The organism is Citrobacter werkmanii (genome assembly GCF_008693645.1).
In the GTDB taxonomy this organism is placed as follows: domain Bacteria; phylum Pseudomonadota; class Gammaproteobacteria; order Enterobacterales; family Enterobacteriaceae; genus Citrobacter; species Citrobacter werkmanii.
In genome coordinates, this window is record NZ_CP044101.1 from 1429663 (window position 1) to 1446581 (window position 16919).

General features: G+C 53.7%; 15 protein-coding genes. 10 read left to right on the forward strand and 5 right to left on the reverse strand.

Features of this window, described 5'->3' with window-relative positions:
• Positions 1–3 precede the first annotated feature (3 nt).
• Positions 4–813 (reverse strand): pyrroline-5-carboxylate reductase, encoded by an 810-nt coding sequence (gene proC / locus FOB24_RS07380; RefSeq protein WP_038638118.1) that lies wholly within the window; start codon positions 811–813, stop codon positions 4–6.
• 273 nt (positions 814–1086) lie between these two features.
• Between proC and FOB24_RS07385 the strand changes: the two genes are divergently transcribed.
• The 5 genes from FOB24_RS07385 (at position 1087) to ppnP (ending at position 3772) form a co-directional block, all read left to right on the forward strand.
• A complete protein-coding gene (locus FOB24_RS07385) occupies positions 1087–1542 on the forward strand; it encodes a YaiI/YqxD family protein (protein ID WP_038638120.1) in 456 nt (151 codons plus the stop codon).
• A gap of 185 nt (positions 1543–1727) precedes the next feature.
• Positions 1728–2273, forward strand: coding sequence for a shikimate kinase AroL (gene aroL, locus FOB24_RS07390; RefSeq protein WP_085047654.1), 546 nt, complete (start codon positions 1728–1730; stop codon positions 2271–2273).
• Between the two features lie 26 nt (positions 2274–2299).
• On the forward strand, positions 2300–2491 hold the full coding sequence (gene yaiA / locus FOB24_RS07395; protein WP_038638127.1) for a protein YaiA: 192 nt from the start codon (positions 2300–2302) through the stop codon (positions 2489–2491).
• A gap of 247 nt (positions 2492–2738) precedes the next feature.
• Positions 2739–3416, forward strand: a complete 678-nt coding sequence (locus tag FOB24_RS07400; RefSeq protein WP_038638130.1) for an AroM family protein — start codon at positions 2739–2741, stop codon at positions 3414–3416.
• A 71-nt stretch (positions 3417–3487) separates the two neighbouring features.
• Entirely contained in the window at positions 3488–3772 is a 285-nt protein-coding gene (gene ppnP, locus FOB24_RS07405) for a pyrimidine/purine nucleoside phosphorylase (RefSeq protein WP_038638136.1), read from the forward strand.
• Between the two features lie 50 nt (positions 3773–3822).
• Here ppnP and rdgC read toward each other — a convergent pair whose 3' ends face one another.
• On the reverse strand, positions 3823–4734 hold the full coding sequence (gene rdgC, locus FOB24_RS07410; RefSeq protein ID WP_003021479.1) for a recombination-associated protein RdgC: 912 nt from the start codon (positions 4732–4734) through the stop codon (positions 3823–3825).
• 91 nt (positions 4735–4825) lie between these two features.
• Between rdgC and mak the strand changes: the two genes are divergently transcribed.
• The gene (gene mak, locus FOB24_RS07415; RefSeq protein WP_085047653.1) at positions 4826–5734 is read left to right on the forward strand and encodes a fructokinase; all 909 of its coding nucleotides are present in this window, start codon (positions 4826–4828) and stop codon (positions 5732–5734) included.
• 6 nt (positions 5735–5740) lie between these two features.
• Here the strand turns inward: mak and araJ are convergent, their stop codons facing one another.
• From araJ to sbcD, 3 genes are all read right to left on the reverse strand, one after another.
• Positions 5741–6910 carry an MFS transporter AraJ gene (gene araJ / locus FOB24_RS07420; RefSeq protein WP_150345565.1) on the reverse strand — a complete coding sequence of 390 codons (1170 nt, stop codon included), beginning with the start codon at positions 6908–6910 and terminating at the stop codon, positions 5741–5743.
• Between the two features lie 164 nt (positions 6911–7074).
• On the reverse strand, positions 7075–10224 hold the full coding sequence (sbcC, locus tag FOB24_RS07425; RefSeq protein ID WP_150344727.1) for an exonuclease subunit SbcC: 3150 nt from the start codon (positions 10222–10224) through the stop codon (positions 7075–7077).
• Positions 10221–11423, reverse strand: a complete 1203-nt coding sequence (gene sbcD, locus FOB24_RS07430; RefSeq protein ID WP_150344728.1) for an exonuclease subunit SbcD — start codon at positions 11421–11423, stop codon at positions 10221–10223. Before sbcD ends, sbcC begins: the two co-directional genes overlap by 4 nt.
• A gap of 190 nt (positions 11424–11613) precedes the next feature.
• Here sbcD and phoB point away from each other — a divergent pair, with 190 nt between their 5' ends.
• From phoB to proY, 4 genes are all read left to right on the forward strand, one after another.
• Entirely contained in the window at positions 11614–12303 is a 690-nt protein-coding gene (gene phoB, locus FOB24_RS07435; protein WP_003021496.1) for a phosphate response regulator transcription factor PhoB, read from the forward strand.
• Positions 12304–12353: 50 nt separating this feature from the next.
• Positions 12354–13649, forward strand: coding sequence for a phosphate regulon sensor histidine kinase PhoR (phoR, locus tag FOB24_RS07440; protein ID WP_069323942.1), 1296 nt, complete (start codon positions 12354–12356; stop codon positions 13647–13649).
• 404 nt (positions 13650–14053) lie between these two features.
• The gene (gene brnQ / locus FOB24_RS07450; protein WP_038638153.1) at positions 14054–15373 is read left to right on the forward strand and encodes a branched-chain amino acid transporter carrier protein BrnQ; all 1320 of its coding nucleotides are present in this window, start codon (positions 14054–14056) and stop codon (positions 15371–15373) included.
• 78 nt (positions 15374–15451) lie between these two features.
• On the forward strand, positions 15452–16825 hold the full coding sequence (gene proY, locus FOB24_RS07455) for a proline-specific permease ProY (protein ID WP_042310145.1): 1374 nt from the start codon (positions 15452–15454) through the stop codon (positions 16823–16825).
• The last annotated feature ends 94 nt before the right edge of the window (positions 16826–16919 follow it).

The following is a 16919-nucleotide window of genomic DNA, read 5'->3' on the forward strand; positions in this document are numbered from 1 at the left end:
AACTCAGGATCGGCTGAGTTTTTCTGACTGTTCCATGCATTTAACCATCGCTTCAATCACTGATGAACGAAAACCGCGTTCTTCCAGGACGCGTACCGCTTCGATAGTGGTGCCGCCTGGCGAGCACACCATATCCTTCAGTTCCCCAGGATGTTTACCCGTTTCCAACACCATTTTTGCCGAGCCCATTACCGCTTGCGCTGCGAATTTATATGCCTGCGCACGGGGCATACCGCCTTGCACGGCGGCGTCCGCCATCGCTTCGATAAACATAAAGACATAGGCCGGTGCAGAACCGCTGACGCCGACAACCGGGTGAATCATCGATTCTGCAATCACTTCTGCTTCGCCAAAGCAGCGGAAGATATTCAGTACGTCGGCCGTATCTTCCGGCGTTACTAAGGCGTTCGGCGTGACGGAGGTCATTCCGGCATTAACCAGTGACGGGGTATTAGGCATTGCGCGAATGATTTTGCGATCATGACCCAGCGCACGGGCGAGCTGATCGAGGGTAACACCAGCGGCAATCGAGACAACCAGAGAGTCTTTGTTCAGGCTGGAGGTGATTTCACTCAGTACCTTAATCATGATGCCTGGTTTTACGGCCCCAAAAACAATGTCGGCGATTTGCGCGACTTCTTGCGCAGACTGCGCTGCATTAATGCCATACTGGTCGTGCAACGCAGCGACTTTATCGGGGGAAGGGGTATAAACCCAGATTTGTCCCGGGAGAACCTGGCCGCTGGCGATCATGCCGCCAAGAATTGCTTTGCCCATATTACCGCAGCCGATAAAACCAATTTTTTTGTCCATCTTGTCACTCCCTATGGATGATATTCATTGTTTTATACCCGTCATACTTCAAGTTGCATGTGCGTTGGCTGCGTTCGCTCACCCGAATCACTTACCAGAGTAAGCTCATCGGGACTCACTCTCTTGCCGCCTGCCTGCAACCCGAATTATTTAGGGTAAATCTGGGAAAGCTAAGCTTAGCGCGGAATGAATATGTGCAGAAGGAGAAACAGCACTTTGCCTGCAAGTAAAAGCACGAGACAATGCGCGATTACACACGATTGGGGAGAGATTATGACAATATGGGTGGATGCCGACGCGTGTCCGAACGTGATTAAAGAAATTTTATACCGCGCCTCTGAGCGCATGCAGATGCCGCTTATTCTGGTGGCGAACCAGAATTTGCGCGTCCCGTCTTCGCGTTTTATCCGTACATTACGCGTTCCCGCCGGGTTTGACGTTGCTGATAACGAGATTGTACGACAATGTAGCGCCGGTGATTTAGTGATCACGGCGGATATTCCGCTGGCTGCTGAAGCCATTGAAAAAGGGGCGGCTGCGCTTAATCCACGCGGCGAACGTTATACCGAAGCGACGATCCGCGAACGTCTGATGATGCGTGATTTTATGGATACGCTACGCGCCAGCGGCATCCAGACCGGGGGACCGGATAGCCTTTCTCCCCGTGACCGACAGCATTTTGCGGCTGAGCTGGATAAGTGGTGGCTGGAAGTTCAGCGCAGAAAATAGTACCTGTAATTTATTTTTTACACTTTCATCCATGTGAATTCTTGTTATAGTAGGGTTTAATTGACACCATCACTGTTTGTGTAATTTTTTCTTTACGATTTGGTGGTGTACTAGTTTGATGATATGATTATATCTTTAATTGCATCAGATCCCGCTCGTCGGCGGTTCTCTGGGGAAATTCTGTGATGACGCAACCTCTTTTTCTTGTGGGCCCCCGGGGGTGTGGTAAAACGACAATCGGTATGGCGCTGGCGAAGGCTGTCGATTACCAGTTCGTTGATACCGATCGCTGGTTGCAGTCGCACGTGCAGATGACCGTAGCGGAAATCGTCGAAAGAGAAGGATGGGAAGGGTTTCGTGCCCAGGAAACGACCGCTCTGCAGGCCGTCACGGCTCCGACAACGGTTGTTGCGACCGGTGGCGGCATCATTCTGACCGAATTTAATCGTCATTATATGCGTAGCCACGGTGTGGTTATCTATTTAAGCGCGCCGGTATCGGTACTGGTTGATCGTCTGGAGGCTACGCCTGAAGAGGGGTTGCGCCCAACCTTAACCGGCAAGCCGCTGACTGAAGAAGTAGAGGAAGTGCTTGCCCAGCGTGATGTTCTGTACCGTGCAGCGGCGCATTATATTGTTGATGCGACCAATCCGCCTTCGCAGGTGGTGGACGACATTCTTGGGATACTGTCGCAGGCAGCGCCACGCTTACAGGGTGGTGTCTATACTTAAAGCTCATTCAGACAAAAGGAAGAGCTATGCCGACAAAACCACCTTATCCGCGTCAAGCAACCATTGTTACCGTTGAAAAGGGGACGCCAGGCCAGACGGTAACCTGGTATCAACTTCGCGCCGATCACCCAGAACCGAATTCGCTGATCAGTGAGCATCCTTCCGCTCAGGAAGCCATGGATGCTAAAAAACGCTACGAAGATCCCGATAAAGACTGATATTAAGCACCGTCCTGGCACGAGTTTGAAAAGTGCCAGGACGGGCGTACATCACATTTTTTTAAATATCGCCGTATACAGTAAAAATTGAAAATTAAACAATAACAATACAGTACTGGAATGATTTGGAATCTTTACAAAATAGACCGCCGATCTGCTGCTACGCTTTTGAGCGTTTGTAGCACAGGTCAGCGCCCGGCAATTATTCGGGAATTCACAGCAAAGTAAGAAGACGGTGGAGCAAAAAATGGGTACGTCGTTGGCTATCCTCACGATTGGCGTGGTGCCGATGCGTGAGGTGTTACCGCTCCTGACGGAATATATTGATGAGCAGCACATCACTCACCACAGTCTGCTGGGGCAGATGCGGCGAGAGGATGTGATGGCCGAGTACGGCGTCTCTCCCGGTGACGAGCCGCTTTTAACGCTGCTCAGCGACCATCAGCTTGCCCATGTTTCGCGCCAGAAAGTGGAACGATCACTCCAAGGTATCGTAGAAGTACTCGATAATCAGGGCTTTGACGTGATCCTGCTGATGAGTACGGCCTCAATTGCCCGCCTGACCGCCCGCAAGAGTATGTTACTGGAACCTTTACGTATAATTCCTCCACTGGTCGCCTCGATTGTGGAAGGGCATCAGGTCGGGGTTCTTGTCCCCGTCACGGAATTGCTTAAAGCCCAGACGCAAAAATGGCAGGTGTTGCAAACGCCGCCAGTGTATGCCGTGGCGAATCCGATTCACGGTTCCGAACAACAACTGATTGATGCCGGTAAAGAATTGCTTGAGCAAGGCGCGGATGTGATCATGCTGGATTGTCTGGGTTTTAATCAACGTCATCGCGATTTACTGCAAAAATCGCTGGATGTCCCGGTTCTGCTGTCCAATGTGCTGATCGCCCGGCTGGCTTCGGAATTGCTTGCGTAATTTTGCGTGACAGGTGGAACGCCAGCCCCCTATATTGGTTATTAACTTAATCACAAGATAGGGCCAGTTGTATGCTTCAAAGTAATGAATACTTTTCCGGCAAAGTAAAATCCATCGGTTTTACCAGCAGCAGTACTGGCCGTGCCAGTGTTGGCGTGATGGCTGAAGGCGAATACACCTTTGGTACTGCGGCGCCTGAAGAGATGACGGTCGTCAGCGGCGCACTGAACGTGCTGCTGCCGGGGGAAACTGAGTGGAAAGTCTATGCCGCAGGGGACGTGTTTAACGTACCAGGCAGCAGCGAGTTTCATCTGCAGGTGGCAGAGCCAACATCCTATCTTTGCCGCTACCTGTAAGCGTAAAAATGACGAATGGCGACATTGAGCCGCCATTCGATAAACACGTCTTAACGTTGCGCTTCGCCGCCTAATCCTTCTACCAGACTTTTAATCAGCGCCGCCAGTTCGCCCGTCATCAGGATGAAATCGGCATCAAAACGCTGAGCGTAGTCCTCGCGGTCAATATCTTCGTTCTGATCGCGCAATTCGTCGCTAAACTTCAGACGCTTAATCGAGCCGTCGTCACACATAACGAACTGAATGCGCTGCTGCCAGTCGAGCGCCAGCTTGGTGACCAGTTTGCCCGCTTCGATATGTACGGCGATTTCGTCGCAGACCAGATCCTGTTTTTTCGCGCGGATCACGCCGCCGTCTTCAAGGATCGCTTTCAGTTCTGCTTCATCCAGCAACTGGAATCCCTGCGCCGTTGTGCCGGAGCGAACCCATTCGGTTAGCGTCAGCTCAATAGGGTTTTCCATCGTCAGCGGAACGACCGGCAGCGAGCCGAGGCTCTTACGCAGCAGCGCCAGCGTATCTTCCGCTTTCTTCGCGCTCGCACAATCAACCATGATCAGATCGTTAACGGTGTCAATCCACATCATCGTTTGGCTGAAGCGGCTAAAGGCGCGCGGCAGCAATGAGTGCAGAACTTCATCTTTCAGCGAGTCTTTTTCGGTCTTCTTAAGCTTGCGACCTTGCTCAGCTTCCAGTTTGAATATTTTGGCTTCCAGCGCCTGTTTGATAACCGGCGACGGCAGAATTTTTTCTTCTTTGCGGGCGCAGATAATAATTTGGCCATTGGCGGTATGCGTTAATGCATCGCTGTGCGATCCCATCGGCGGAACCCAGCCCATTTTTGCCATATCCTGGCTACCGCAAGGGGTGAACGTCATTGATGCCAGCTGTTTTTCCATCTCTTCGGCACGCAAAGAAACATCGCGGCTAAGACGGTAAACCATTAAATTTTTGAACCACAGCATGATAATTTCCACGGCCTTGTCGTTAAATCCAGCGGGCATGATAGCGAATTGTCGCTATGCTTGCATTGTTAATCGGGAAGAGGAGCAAACAGTGCGTATAGGTATCGATTTGGGCGGTACAAAAACGGAAGTTATTGCGCTTGGCGATGCAGGCGAGCAGCTTTTTCGCCATCGCCTGCCTACACCGCGTGAGGATTATCAGCAAACGATAGAAACCATTGCCGCGCTGGTGGAGATGGCGGAGCAGGCTACCGGGCAAACGGGAACCGTGGGGATGGGGATCCCTGGTTCAATTTCGCCTTACACTGGGGTAGTCAAGAATGCCAACTCAACCTGGCTTAACGGGCAACCCTTTGATAAAGACTTAAGTATGCGTTTGAATCGTGAAGTGCGCCTGGCGAATGATGCCAATTGCCTGGCGGTTTCTGAAGCGGTGGATGGCGCGGCGGCAGGGGCGCAAACCGTATTTGCGGTAATTATTGGCACCGGATGCGGCGCGGGTGTGGCGTTGAATGGTCGGGCGCACACGGGTGGCAACGGTACCGCGGGCGAGTGGGGGCATAATCCGCTGCCGTGGATGGACGAAGATGAGCTGCGTTATCGCCAGGAAGTACCCTGCTATTGCGGCAAGCAAGGCTGCATTGAAACCTTTATTTCCGGGACCGGTTTTGCCACCGACTACCAGCGTCTGAGCGGTAAGTCGCTCAAGGGCAGCGACATTATCGATCTGGTTAACGTGCGGGATGCTGTGGCGGAGCAGGCATTGAGCCGCTATGAGTTGCGTCTGGCAAAATCGCTGGCGCATGTGGTGAATATTCTCGATCCGGACGTTATTGTACTGGGTGGGGGAATGAGTAATGTCGACAGGCTATATCAAAACGTTCCCACGTTGATGAAGCAATTTGTCTTTGGCGGCGAGTGTGAAACGCCCCTACGCAAGGCGCTGCATGGTGACTCCAGCGGCGTACGCGGTGCGGCCTGGCTGTGGCCGCAGGCGTAATCTGTTTTACGTCGCGGCTGCAACTTGTTGCACGCCGCGCTTCAGGTAGCCGTAAATCAGCAGCGATGACATGGCGGAGAACGACAGCAACGCAGCCGGCAGCGTCACATAGTTGTAGGCAAAGCCCAGCGTCAGCATCATACCGCCGCACCAGGCGCCAATTGCGCTACCGAGGTTAAAGGCAATTTGCCCGCCTGCCGCGCCCAGTAGTTCACCTCCTTTGGCATTTTGCAGCAGCAAAATTTGCAGCGGCGCCGATAGGGCGAACAGGCCAGCGCAGCAAATAAAGGCGAAGGTCAGCGATGCGGCTTTGATACCGCCAAAAACAAAAAGCAGCAGCAGAACCAGCACAATGGTGAAGTCGGTTATTACCGCAATGCGCAGCGGCGTATAGCGGCCAGAAAGCTGACCGCTCAACAGATTCCCTAATACCATCCCCAATCCCACCAGCATCATGATGAAGGTCATCAGCGCCTCGGAAAAGCCGGAGATGTACATCATGTACGGCTTGACGTAGCTGAACCAGGCGAAAACCCCGGCGTTGCCAAACATGGTGGCGGAAAAGATCAACCACGGGGCGGGGCTTTTCAAAAAGTGAAATTGCTCGCGCAGATTCCCTTTCGCTTCATCGCTGATGTTGGGCACCCAAAAAGCTATCGAGACAATAACGGCGATATTAAAGACGGCAATCAGCAGGAACGTATAGCGCCAGCTAAATTCCTGGCTCAGCCAGGTACCGACGGGAATGCCAATCAGATTGGCAATGGTCATCCCTGAAACCATGCCCGCGACGGCGGCGGTGACTTTTCCTGGGCGCGCCAGCTTCGACAGAATAATAGCTCCAACGCCAAAAAATGCGCCGTGCGGGAAGCCGGAAACCAGCCTGCCCACCGCCAACATAAAATACGAGGAGGAAAGGGTGAAGATGGCGTTGCCAATCACGCACAGCGTGACCAGAAACAGCAGAATATGCTTAAGCGAAAAGCGGCTGGAAAAGAGCGCAATAATCGGCGCGCCCAACACTACGCCAAAGGCGTAAAACGAAATCATATGACCAGCGGCCGGGATAGAAATGCCCACGTCCCGCGCCAGCTCGGTGAGTACCCCCATGATGCCGAACTCGGCCATGCCCAGCCCAAATGTCCCTAGCGCTAAAGAGAAAACGACTTTTTTCATACCACCTGCCAACAAGAAAGACGCCGGATGCGCGTCATAGCGGCGAACGTTCGCCGCCAACAGAGATAGCTTGCGGATAAGCGAAGTGGAATGCCATTTCATATCCGTCTTTGAGTATGCAATATTGTGCTACATATTGTGCCGGATAGCTCCGGCCTGGAGATTTATGCTGATCCCACCGCAAACAGCTTGTCGAGTTTGCTGTAGCCCAGCCCGTTGATTTTTTTAACCTTGATCTGCACCGGAATGCGTTCTTTCATCGCTTCAACGTGGCTGATCACTCCAATGGTTTTGCCGGTGGCGTTCAGCGCATCCAGCGCGTCCAGCGCGGTATCCAGCGTTTCGCTGTCCAGCGTGCCGAAACCTTCATCGAGGAACAGGGAGTCAATTCGCGTTTTGTGGCTGACCAAATCGGATAACGCCAGCGCCAGCGCCAGACTCACGAGGAAGCTCTCGCCGCCGGAAAGCGTACGGGTGTCGCGCACGGCATCGGCCTGCCAGGTATCAACCACTTCCAGCTCCAGCGCTTCGCTGGCCTTACGCTGTAACAGATAGCGACCATGCAGACGAGTGAGTTGGTTGTTGGCAAGCCACACCAGGTTATCGAGTGTCAGTCCCTGGGCAAACTTGCGGAATTTATCTCCCTCTTTCGAGCCGATTAGCGCATTCAGATAGCCCCAGTCTTCAACCTGCTGCGTGACGTTTTCAATCTCCTGCATCAGCGCCTGCTGCTGCTGGCGATGTTCAGTATCCTGTTTCAGCTGCTGGCGAATTTCGCCTTGACGCGTAGTATTTTCCCGTAGCTGCTGGGTGAGCTGCGCCAGCGCGTCGCGAAGCTGTTGTGCCGAGAGCGTGAGATCCGCCCCGGTTGGCAACTGCTGGTGATGGCTCGCCAGCGCCTGCTGAGCCTGATTAAGCAGCGTTTGTGCCTGCTGCTGCTGCTTTTCCAGCGATTGCTTTAACTGCTCCAGACGGCTAAAGGTTTCTTCATCCAGCAGTGCGGCAACAAAGGCTTCACGATCGGCAAAGATGCTGGCCTGCAGTGCGGCATCAAACTGTGCCTGAATTTCTGCGGCGCGCTGTAGGTCCTGCGCCTCCTGCTGTTGCAAGGTTTGCCACTGGCCTTGTAAAGACAGGCAATCGTCATGCACCTGTCGCCAGTTTTCCAGCGACAGATTCTCAGTACTTGCAGACAGCGTATCGCTCTCAGGCAGCGTTTCCAGCAACGGCGTGAGCTGAGCTATTCGCGCCTGTAACTCGGTGAGTTCGTTCTGGCGCTGCTGCCACATTTGCGCTTCTCTCGCCCGCTCACTCAGCCACGAATTAGCGTCATCTGCAGCAGGAAGGGACAGTCCATGGCGGGCCAGCTCGGCGGTTAACGTCGCCTGGCGCTGGTCAATTTGCTGCTGGAGCTGGGTAATCTGCTCGGTATGCGCCGTGATTTGCGCCTGCAGGGTATGACGCAGGCTCAACTGGTGAAGTTGTTGTTCGTATTCTTCCTGGGCGGCAAGCCACGGGGCGATATCATCCTGCGGTTGCAGCGTCACGTTAAGGCTGGTAGTGACTGTCTGCCACTCTTGAGTAAGCGCTTGCTCCTCTTGAGAAAGCGTCTGTGCTTCACGTTCATCCCGTTGAAGTTGCTGGGCGATGGCCTCAAGCTGGCCGCGTAACGTTGAGCCCTCATCAGCCAGGGTTTTAACCTCTTTTTCCAGTGCTTCACGTCGTGCCTGATTAACACTCAGTTCGAGCGTTTGATAGCGCTCAATCGCCGGATGCGTGGTGGAGCCGCACAGCGGACAAGGCATGCCGGATTGCAATAATGCCCGCTGGCTTTCCAAATCTTTGATGCGGGCTTCCTGCTCGCAAATGATCCTCACATCGGCAAGCTGCTGATTTTTATCTTTATAGCGCTGACGTTTTTCGGCAAGCACCGCGTTGCGCTGCGTTAGCTCTTGCTGACGTTGCACCAGCGTCGCGCGTAACTGCGCCAGCTGCTTTTGCTTCGGGGCGATTTGCCCATGCAGATTGCTCAGACGCTGGCGTAACGGACGGAGCTGCACATGTTGCGCCAGCGCCGCAGTGACCTCCTGCGGTGAAAGAGTCAGCGTGGGAAGCGCCAGCGCATCCAGTTTACGCGTGTCGTTTTCCCGTAACTGCTGCCACTGGCGTAGCTGGGCGCTGGCGTCGGAGTGTTGCGCCAGCAGGGCCTTCCACCCAGCCAGTTCGCTGCCCCACAAGCGGAAGCGATCGTGTTCGTTCAGCCAGTCGATTAACGTCTGCTGTCCAGCGAGCAAGGCGGTCGACTGCGTGTGCGCCTGCTGACGGATGCGCTCGCGCAGCGCTAAGCTGCTTTGTAAGCGAGTATTCACTTCCTGAATATTCTGCCGCGTACGCGCTATCGTAGCCGTTTGTTCCTGGATTCGCTCCCAGTGCGGGCGTAACGCTCTGGCCGGTTGCGCCAGACTCAGCGCCGCCAGCTGTGGCTGCGCGTCTTCTTGCGCCTGTTTAGCGGCCTGTAACGCCTGTTGGTGACGGTTGATTTCTGCCTGTAGCTCATTTTGCCGAATGAGCCAGTTGAGATGCTGTTGCTGAGTCTGCTGGCTTGCAAGGTATTGTTTTTCCTCGTCAGTAAGTACCTGCAAACTCTCTGTCAGGGACTGCACCTGCTCCGCAGCGAGCAGAGCCACGCCGTTGGCCTGCGCCTGCAGTTTTTCCAGCTCTGTACGCGCTGCTTTATGCTTTTCAAACACCATGGCGGAAATTTGGCCGTAGATCTCAGTCCCCGTCAGCTCTTCCAGCAGTTCGGCACGCTCTTTCGGTTTGGCATTGAGAAATGCGGCAAATTGCCCCTGAGACAGCAGCATCGAACGGGTGAAACGACCATAATCCAGGCCGGTAAGTTCGGCGGTCATTTCCAACTTGTCTTTGACTTTATCGGCGAGGATTTTACCGTCGGCGCAGCGGGCAAGTTCTACGCGCGGAGCCTGTAGGTTGCCTTCAGGCTGATTGCGCGCGCGGTTCTGGCTCCAGAATGCGCGATAGGCTTCGCCCCGGACTTCGAACTCGACCTCGGCCAGACACTCGGCGGTGTCGCGGGTCATCAGATCGTTTTGCGATTGAGACACGGTATTGAGCCGCGGCGTTTCGTGATACAGCGCGAGACAAATGGCGTCCAGCAGGGTGGTTTTTCCCGCGCCCGTTGGACCCGTGATGGCGAATAGCCCATTGCTGGCAAAGGGCTCAGCCGTGAAATCGACTTTCCATTCTCCTTTCAGAGAATTGAGGTTTTTCAAACGCAGGCTGAGAATTTTCATGCTTCGGTCTCCCCGGCAAGCGTGTGTAAGGTGGTGCTAAACAGTTGATTCAGGCGCTCGCGTTGCGATTCTTCGAGTTCTTCCAGCGCCAGGCGACGGGCAAAAACGTCCGTCACGCTCAGCTCGCTTAGCGTTTCACGTCGTTCATTCGCCATAATACGTTCGCGCTGTTCCCGGCTACGGCGCACCAATAACACCTCTACCGGTAAATCTTCGGTTAATGCCTGAATCTTACGCTGCATGTCGTGCAGATAGTCATCGGTGGTGATTTCGATATCTAACCAGACTGGCGGTTCCTGCTGCACACCGCGCCACTGCTCTAGTTGGGCGGTAATCGCGGCTAAATCACCTTTCAGCACCGCCAACGGCTGGGTGACCGGTACGGTGAGGTGTTCAACAGCGCTCAGCTTGCCGTTTTCGAAGCTCACCAGATGGACGCATTTGCTTTTGCCGCACTCGTCAAAACTGAGCGCAATTGGCGAACCGCAGTAGCGAATATGCTCTGTTCCGCCGATAACCTGCGCCCGGTGAATATGCCCCAGCGCGATGTAATCGGCCGGAGGGAAGTTTTGTGCCGGAAAGGCGTCCAGCGTACCAATATAAATGTCACGTACCGCGTCACTTTTACTGGCGCCGACGGTGGTCAGATGCCCGGTCGCAATGATGGGTAGGTTCTGGTCGCCGCGCAGCGTACAGGCGTCCTGATACTGCTGCTGGTAGTAGTCGGTGATTGCTGACAGCAAATGCTGCTGTTTCTCTTGTCCGGTTAGCCCGGCCTGGCTGGTAATGATGTCACGCGGGCGTAAAAAAGGAACCGGGCACAGGATCGCGCCCGGCGTGCCGTCGCGTTGAGACAGCACCTGCGGCGCATGGCCAGCGCTGGCGATCACTGTGGTGTTGAGAAACGCCAGAATATCGCGGGATTCGTTGAGCGTGGCGACGGAGTCGTGGTTACCTGCCAACACCACCAGATGACAGCCGGTTTGCTGCAGATTAACGACAAAACGGTTATACAGCTCACGGGCATAGCTTGGCGGTGAGCCGGTATCGAAAATATCGCCCGCCACAATAATGGCATCCACCTGCTGGGATTGTGCCGTTTCCAGCAGCCAGTCGAGAAAGGCCTGATGTTCAGCGGCGCGGCTCTTGCTGTAGAAATTTTGGCCCAGATGCCAGTCAGACGTGTGAAGGATGCGCATAAGAGTTCCATGACGATAAAACAGTGGCGGGGATTATAACCCTGCAAGGACGGTAATATCTTGTTTAAGGGCTGTCATAATTCGCGGGGCTGCGTTAAACCTGGACTATCTTTTCATAAATCTGTCATAAAACTGACGCATAATGGCACCGTATTGATGGCAAACGATTTAATTATAAACAGGGCAAATCATGGCGAGACGTATTCTGGTCGTAGAAGATGAAGCTCCAATTCGTGAAATGGTCTGCTTCGTGCTCGAGCAAAACGGTTTTCAACCCGTAGAAGCCGAAGACTATGACAGTGCTGTGAACCAACTCAATGAACCCTGGCCGGATCTCGTCTTGCTTGACTGGATGCTACCCGGCGGCTCGGGCCTACAGTTTATTAAACATCTCAAGCGCGAAGCGATGACGCGGGATATTCCCGTGATGATGCTGACGGCGAGGGGAGAAGAGGAAGATCGCGTCCGGGGTCTGGAAACGGGCGCGGATGATTATATTACCAAGCCGTTTTCTCCCAAGGAGCTGGTGGCGCGTATTAAAGCTGTTCTGCGTCGTATTTCCCCCATGGCGGTGGAAGAGGTTATTGAGATGCAAGGGCTGAGCCTTGACCCAACCTCGCATCGCGTGATGACCGGCGAGGATCCATTGGATATGGGGCCGACAGAATTCAAACTGTTGCACTTCTTTATGACCCACCCTGAACGCGTCTATAGCCGTGAGCAATTACTCAATCATGTCTGGGGTACCAATGTGTACGTGGAAGACAGGACAGTGGATGTGCATATCCGCCGCTTGCGTAAAGCGCTGGAGCACAGTGGACACGATCGTATGGTGCAGACAGTTCGTGGGACGGGATATCGTTTTTCGACCCGCTTCTGACTGACATGAATAGGGGCCTGACGGATTAGGCTGTTAATGGAGTAAGACGTTTGCTAGAACGATTGTCATGGAAAAGGCTGGTACTGGAGCTGATCCTCTGCTGCATACCGGCGTTTATCCTTAGCGCTTTTTTTGGTTACCTGCCCTGGTTTTTGCTGGCGTCGGTAACCGGCCTGCTTGTCTGGCATTTCTGGAATTTATTACGCTTGTCCTGGTGGTTATGGGTCGACAGAAGCATGACCCCGCCGCCGGGGCGCGGAAGTTGGGAGCCGTTGCTGTATGGGCTGCATCAAATGCAACTGCGCAACAAAAAGCGCCGTCGGGAACTGGGTAATCTGATTAAACGTTTTCGCAGTGGGGCGGAATCGCTACCCGACGCGGTGGTGTTGACGACTGAAGAGGGCGGCATTTTCTGGTGTAACGGCCTGGCCCAGCAGGTTCTGGGACTGCGCTGGCCGGACGATAGCGGGCAAAATATACTTAACCTGCTGCGCTACCCGGAATTCACGCAATATCTGAAAACGCGTGATTTTAGTCGGCCAATCAATCTGGTGCTCAATACCGGACGGCATCTGGAGATTCGCGTGATGCCCTATACCGATAAGCAATTGCTGATGGTTGCGCGCGATGTTACCCAGATGCACCAACTGGAAGGTTCGCGGCGTAACTTTTTCGCCAACGCCAGCCATGAGTTGCGTACGCCGCTGACGGTGCTACAAGGTTATCTGGAAATGATGCAGGAGCATCCGCTGGAAGGAACGACGCGTGAAAAAGCGCTGCATACCATGCGTGAGCAAACGTACCGCATGGAAGGGCTGGTGAAGCAGTTGCTGACGTTGTCGAAAATAGAGGCCGCGCCAGCGCTACTGCTTAATGAGAAGGTGGACGTGCCGATGATGCTGCGCGTGGTTGAACACGAGGCGCACACGCTGAGTCAGAATAATCATACGTTTACTTTTGATATTGATAGCCACCTGAGCGTGCGGGGAAATGAGGAGCAACTGCGTAGCGCGATTTCGAATCTTGTGTATAACGCGGTGAACCATACCCCCGCGGGTACGCACATCACCGTGCGCTGGCAGCATGTTGCCTCCGGGGCGGAATTTAGCGTCGAGGACAATGGGCCTGGTATTGCTGCGGAGCATATTCCTCGTTTGACCGAACGCTTCTATCGCGTGGACAAAGCGCGATCCCGACAAACGGGCGGGAGTGGACTGGGTCTGGCCATCGTGAAACATGCTCTGCAACATCACGATAGCCGCCTGAATATCGAAAGTACGCCAGGCAAAGGGACGCGATTTAGTTTCGTCATCCCGGAACGTTTAATGGCCAAAAGTAACGATTAACCCGTATTCGTAAGATAATCTTTCCAAAAGCCAGCGCGAGCTGGTTTTTTTATGTGGTCAATAGTTACATCCTGAATTTTGCGACGTTTGATTGTTTTTTGTTCGAACTATTACCCATACCTTTTTCCATGAAATGGTTTTTTGTGCTAACTGCATTTTTCATATCGCTATATTGTTCTGGTTTTTGGATCCCACCTTGCTTTAAAACGTTATAAGCGTTTAAATTGCGCTCCAGATGCTGTCATACCGACTGCATTTACGCGGTAAATCGAAAAACTATTCTTCGCCGCGCCAGGTCGGGAGTGTTTCCCGCTGGAATTGAGCAAAAATGCCGCTGTATTGTCCCCCAGGGAAAGGCAAAAATTTATTATTTTCAACACCACATCCACAGGCAGTAAGACTTTATGACCCATCAGTTAAAATCGCGCGATATTATCGCTTTGGGATTTATGACATTTGCACTGTTCGTTGGTGCAGGTAACATCATCTTCCCCCCAATGGTTGGTTTGCAGGCAGGCGAACACGTCTGGACTGCGGCTTTTGGCTTTTTGATTACCGCCGTTGGTCTTCCGGTGCTTACCGTTGTCGCGCTGGCGAAAGTCGGTGGCGGTGTGGACAGCCTGAGTACGCCTATCGGTAAGGTTGCTGGATTACTGCTGGCTACCGTCTGCTATCTGGCGGTTGGTCCATTGTTCGCGACGCCGCGTACCGCAACGGTCTCTTTCGAAGTCGGGATTGCGCCGCTGACCGGTGACTCTGCGCTGCCGCTGTTCATCTACAGCGTGGTCTATTTTGCGATTGTTATTTTGGTGTCGCTGTATCCAGGCAAACTGCTGGATACCGTCGGCAACTTCCTTGCTCCGCTGAAAATCCTTGCGCTGGTGGTACTGTCTGTCGCCGCGATTGTCTGGCCGGCAGGCCCGATCAGCAATGCGATGGAAGCCTATCAAACCGCAGCATTTTCGAATGGTTTCGTAAATGGCTATCTGACCATGGATACGCTGGGCGCGATGGTATTTGGTATTGTTATTGTTAACGCCGCCCGCTCGCGTGGCGTTACCGAGTCGCGTCTGCTGACCCGTTACACCGTTTGGGCTGGTTTGATGGCGGGTGTGGGCTTAACGCTGCTGTACCTTGCGTTGTTCCGTCTGGGCTCCGATAGCGCAATTCTGGTCGATCAGTCAGCTAACGGCGCGGCGATTCTGCATGCGTATGTTCAGCACACCTTTGGCGGCGCAGGAAGCTTCCTGCTGGCGGCGCTGATTTTCATCGCCTGTCTGGTGACTGCGGTTGGCCTGACCTGCGCGTGCGCAGAGTTCTTTGCCCAGTACGTTCCACTGTCTTATCGTACGCTGGTATTTATCCTCGGCGGCTTCTCAATGGTGGTCTCTAACCTGGGGCTGAGCCATCTGATTCAGATCTCTATTCCGGTGCTGACGGCTATCTATCCGCCATGTATCGCACTGGTTGTATTAAGTTTTACCCGCTCATGGTGGCATAATTCTTCCCGCGTCATTGCACCTGCGATGTTTATCAGCCTGATTTTTGGTATCCTTGATGGCATTAAAGCTTCTGCAATTGGCGACGTGTTACCGGCCTGGACCCAGCGTTTACCGCTGGCGGAACAAGGGCTGGCGTGGTTGATGCCAACAGTCGTGATGGTGATCCTGGCAATTATCTGGGATCGCGCCGCGGGTCGACAAGTGACCTCCAGCGCGCACTAATCACTGACAATAAGTTTTAACCACGGGGCTATTAATATGGCCCCGTGGTTTTTTATTGTGTTAACAGGTTAGGAATCGATGGAAAGTAATAACAAGCTAAAGCGTGGGCTGAGCACCCGGCACATTCGCTTTATGGCATTAGGTTCGGCAATTGGCACCGGGCTGTTTTACGGCTCTGCCGACGCGATCAAAATGGCGGGGCCGAGCGTGTTGCTGGCCTATATTATCGGTGGCGCTGCGGCATATATCATCATGCGCGCGCTGGGCGAAATGTCTGTGCATAATCCTGCAGCCAGCTCTTTCTCGCGCTATGCGCAGGAAAACCTCGGGCCGTTGGCGGGTTACATTACCGGCTGGACCTACTGTTTTGAAATCCTGATTGTCGCTATTGCCGACGTTACTGCCTTCGGCATTTACATGGGGGTCTGGTTCCCGGCGGTACCGCACTGGATATGGGTACTCAGCGTGGTGCTGATTATTTGCGCCATCAACCTGATGAGCGTGAAGGTGTTTGGCGAGCTGGAGTTCTGGTTCTCGTTCTTTAAAGTCGCCACTATTATCATCATGATTGTCGCCGGGTTCGGCATCATCATTTGGGGCATTGGCAACGGCGGTCAACCTACCGGTATCCATAACCTGTGGAGTAACGGCGGCTTCTTTAGCAACGGCTGGCTCGGCATGGTGATGTCGCTACAAATGGTGATGTTCGCTTACGGCGGGATAGAGATTATCGGTATTACTGCAGGTGAAGCGAAAGACCCGGAAAAATCTATTCCGCGTGCTATCAATTCCGTACCGATGCGTATCCTGGTATTTTACGTGGGGACGCTGTTCGTCATTATGTCTATTTACCCGTGGAACCAGGTTGGCACCGACGGGAGTCCGTTCGTCCTGACGTTCCAGCATATGGGCATTACCTTTGCCGCCGGGATCCTCAACTTTGTGGTTCTCACTGCATCGCTGTCGGCTATCAACTCTGACGTCTTCGGCGTGGGGCGTATGCTGCACGGTATGGCGGAGCAGGGCAGTGCGCCAAAAATGTTCGCCAAGACGTCGCGTCGCGGTGTGCCATGGGTCACGGTGATGGTGATGACTATCGCGCTGCTGTTTGCGGTTTATCTTAACTACATCATGCCGGAAAACGTCTTCCTGGTGATCGCCTCACTGGCGACCTTCGCCACGGTGTGGGTGTGGATTATGATCCTGCTGTCGCAGATTGCCTTCCGCCGCCGTCTGCCGCCGGAAGAGGTCAAGGCGCTGAAATTTAAAGTACCAGGTGGGGTAACAACCACCGTTGTTGGCCTGATTTTCCTCGTCTTTATCATCGCGCTTATCGGCTACCATCCGGATACCCGCATTTCACTGTACGTTGGTTTCGCGTGGATTGCCCTGCTGCTGGTGGGCTGGGTATTTAAACGCCGCCGCGAGCGTCAACTGGCTGAAGTGCAGTAATTTTTTGCCGGGTAACGCGTCGCGTCGCCCGGCAATTTTCTCCTCCCCCGAACTCCTCCCCTAATAAACGTTAAGATGATGAGTGATCCTGCTC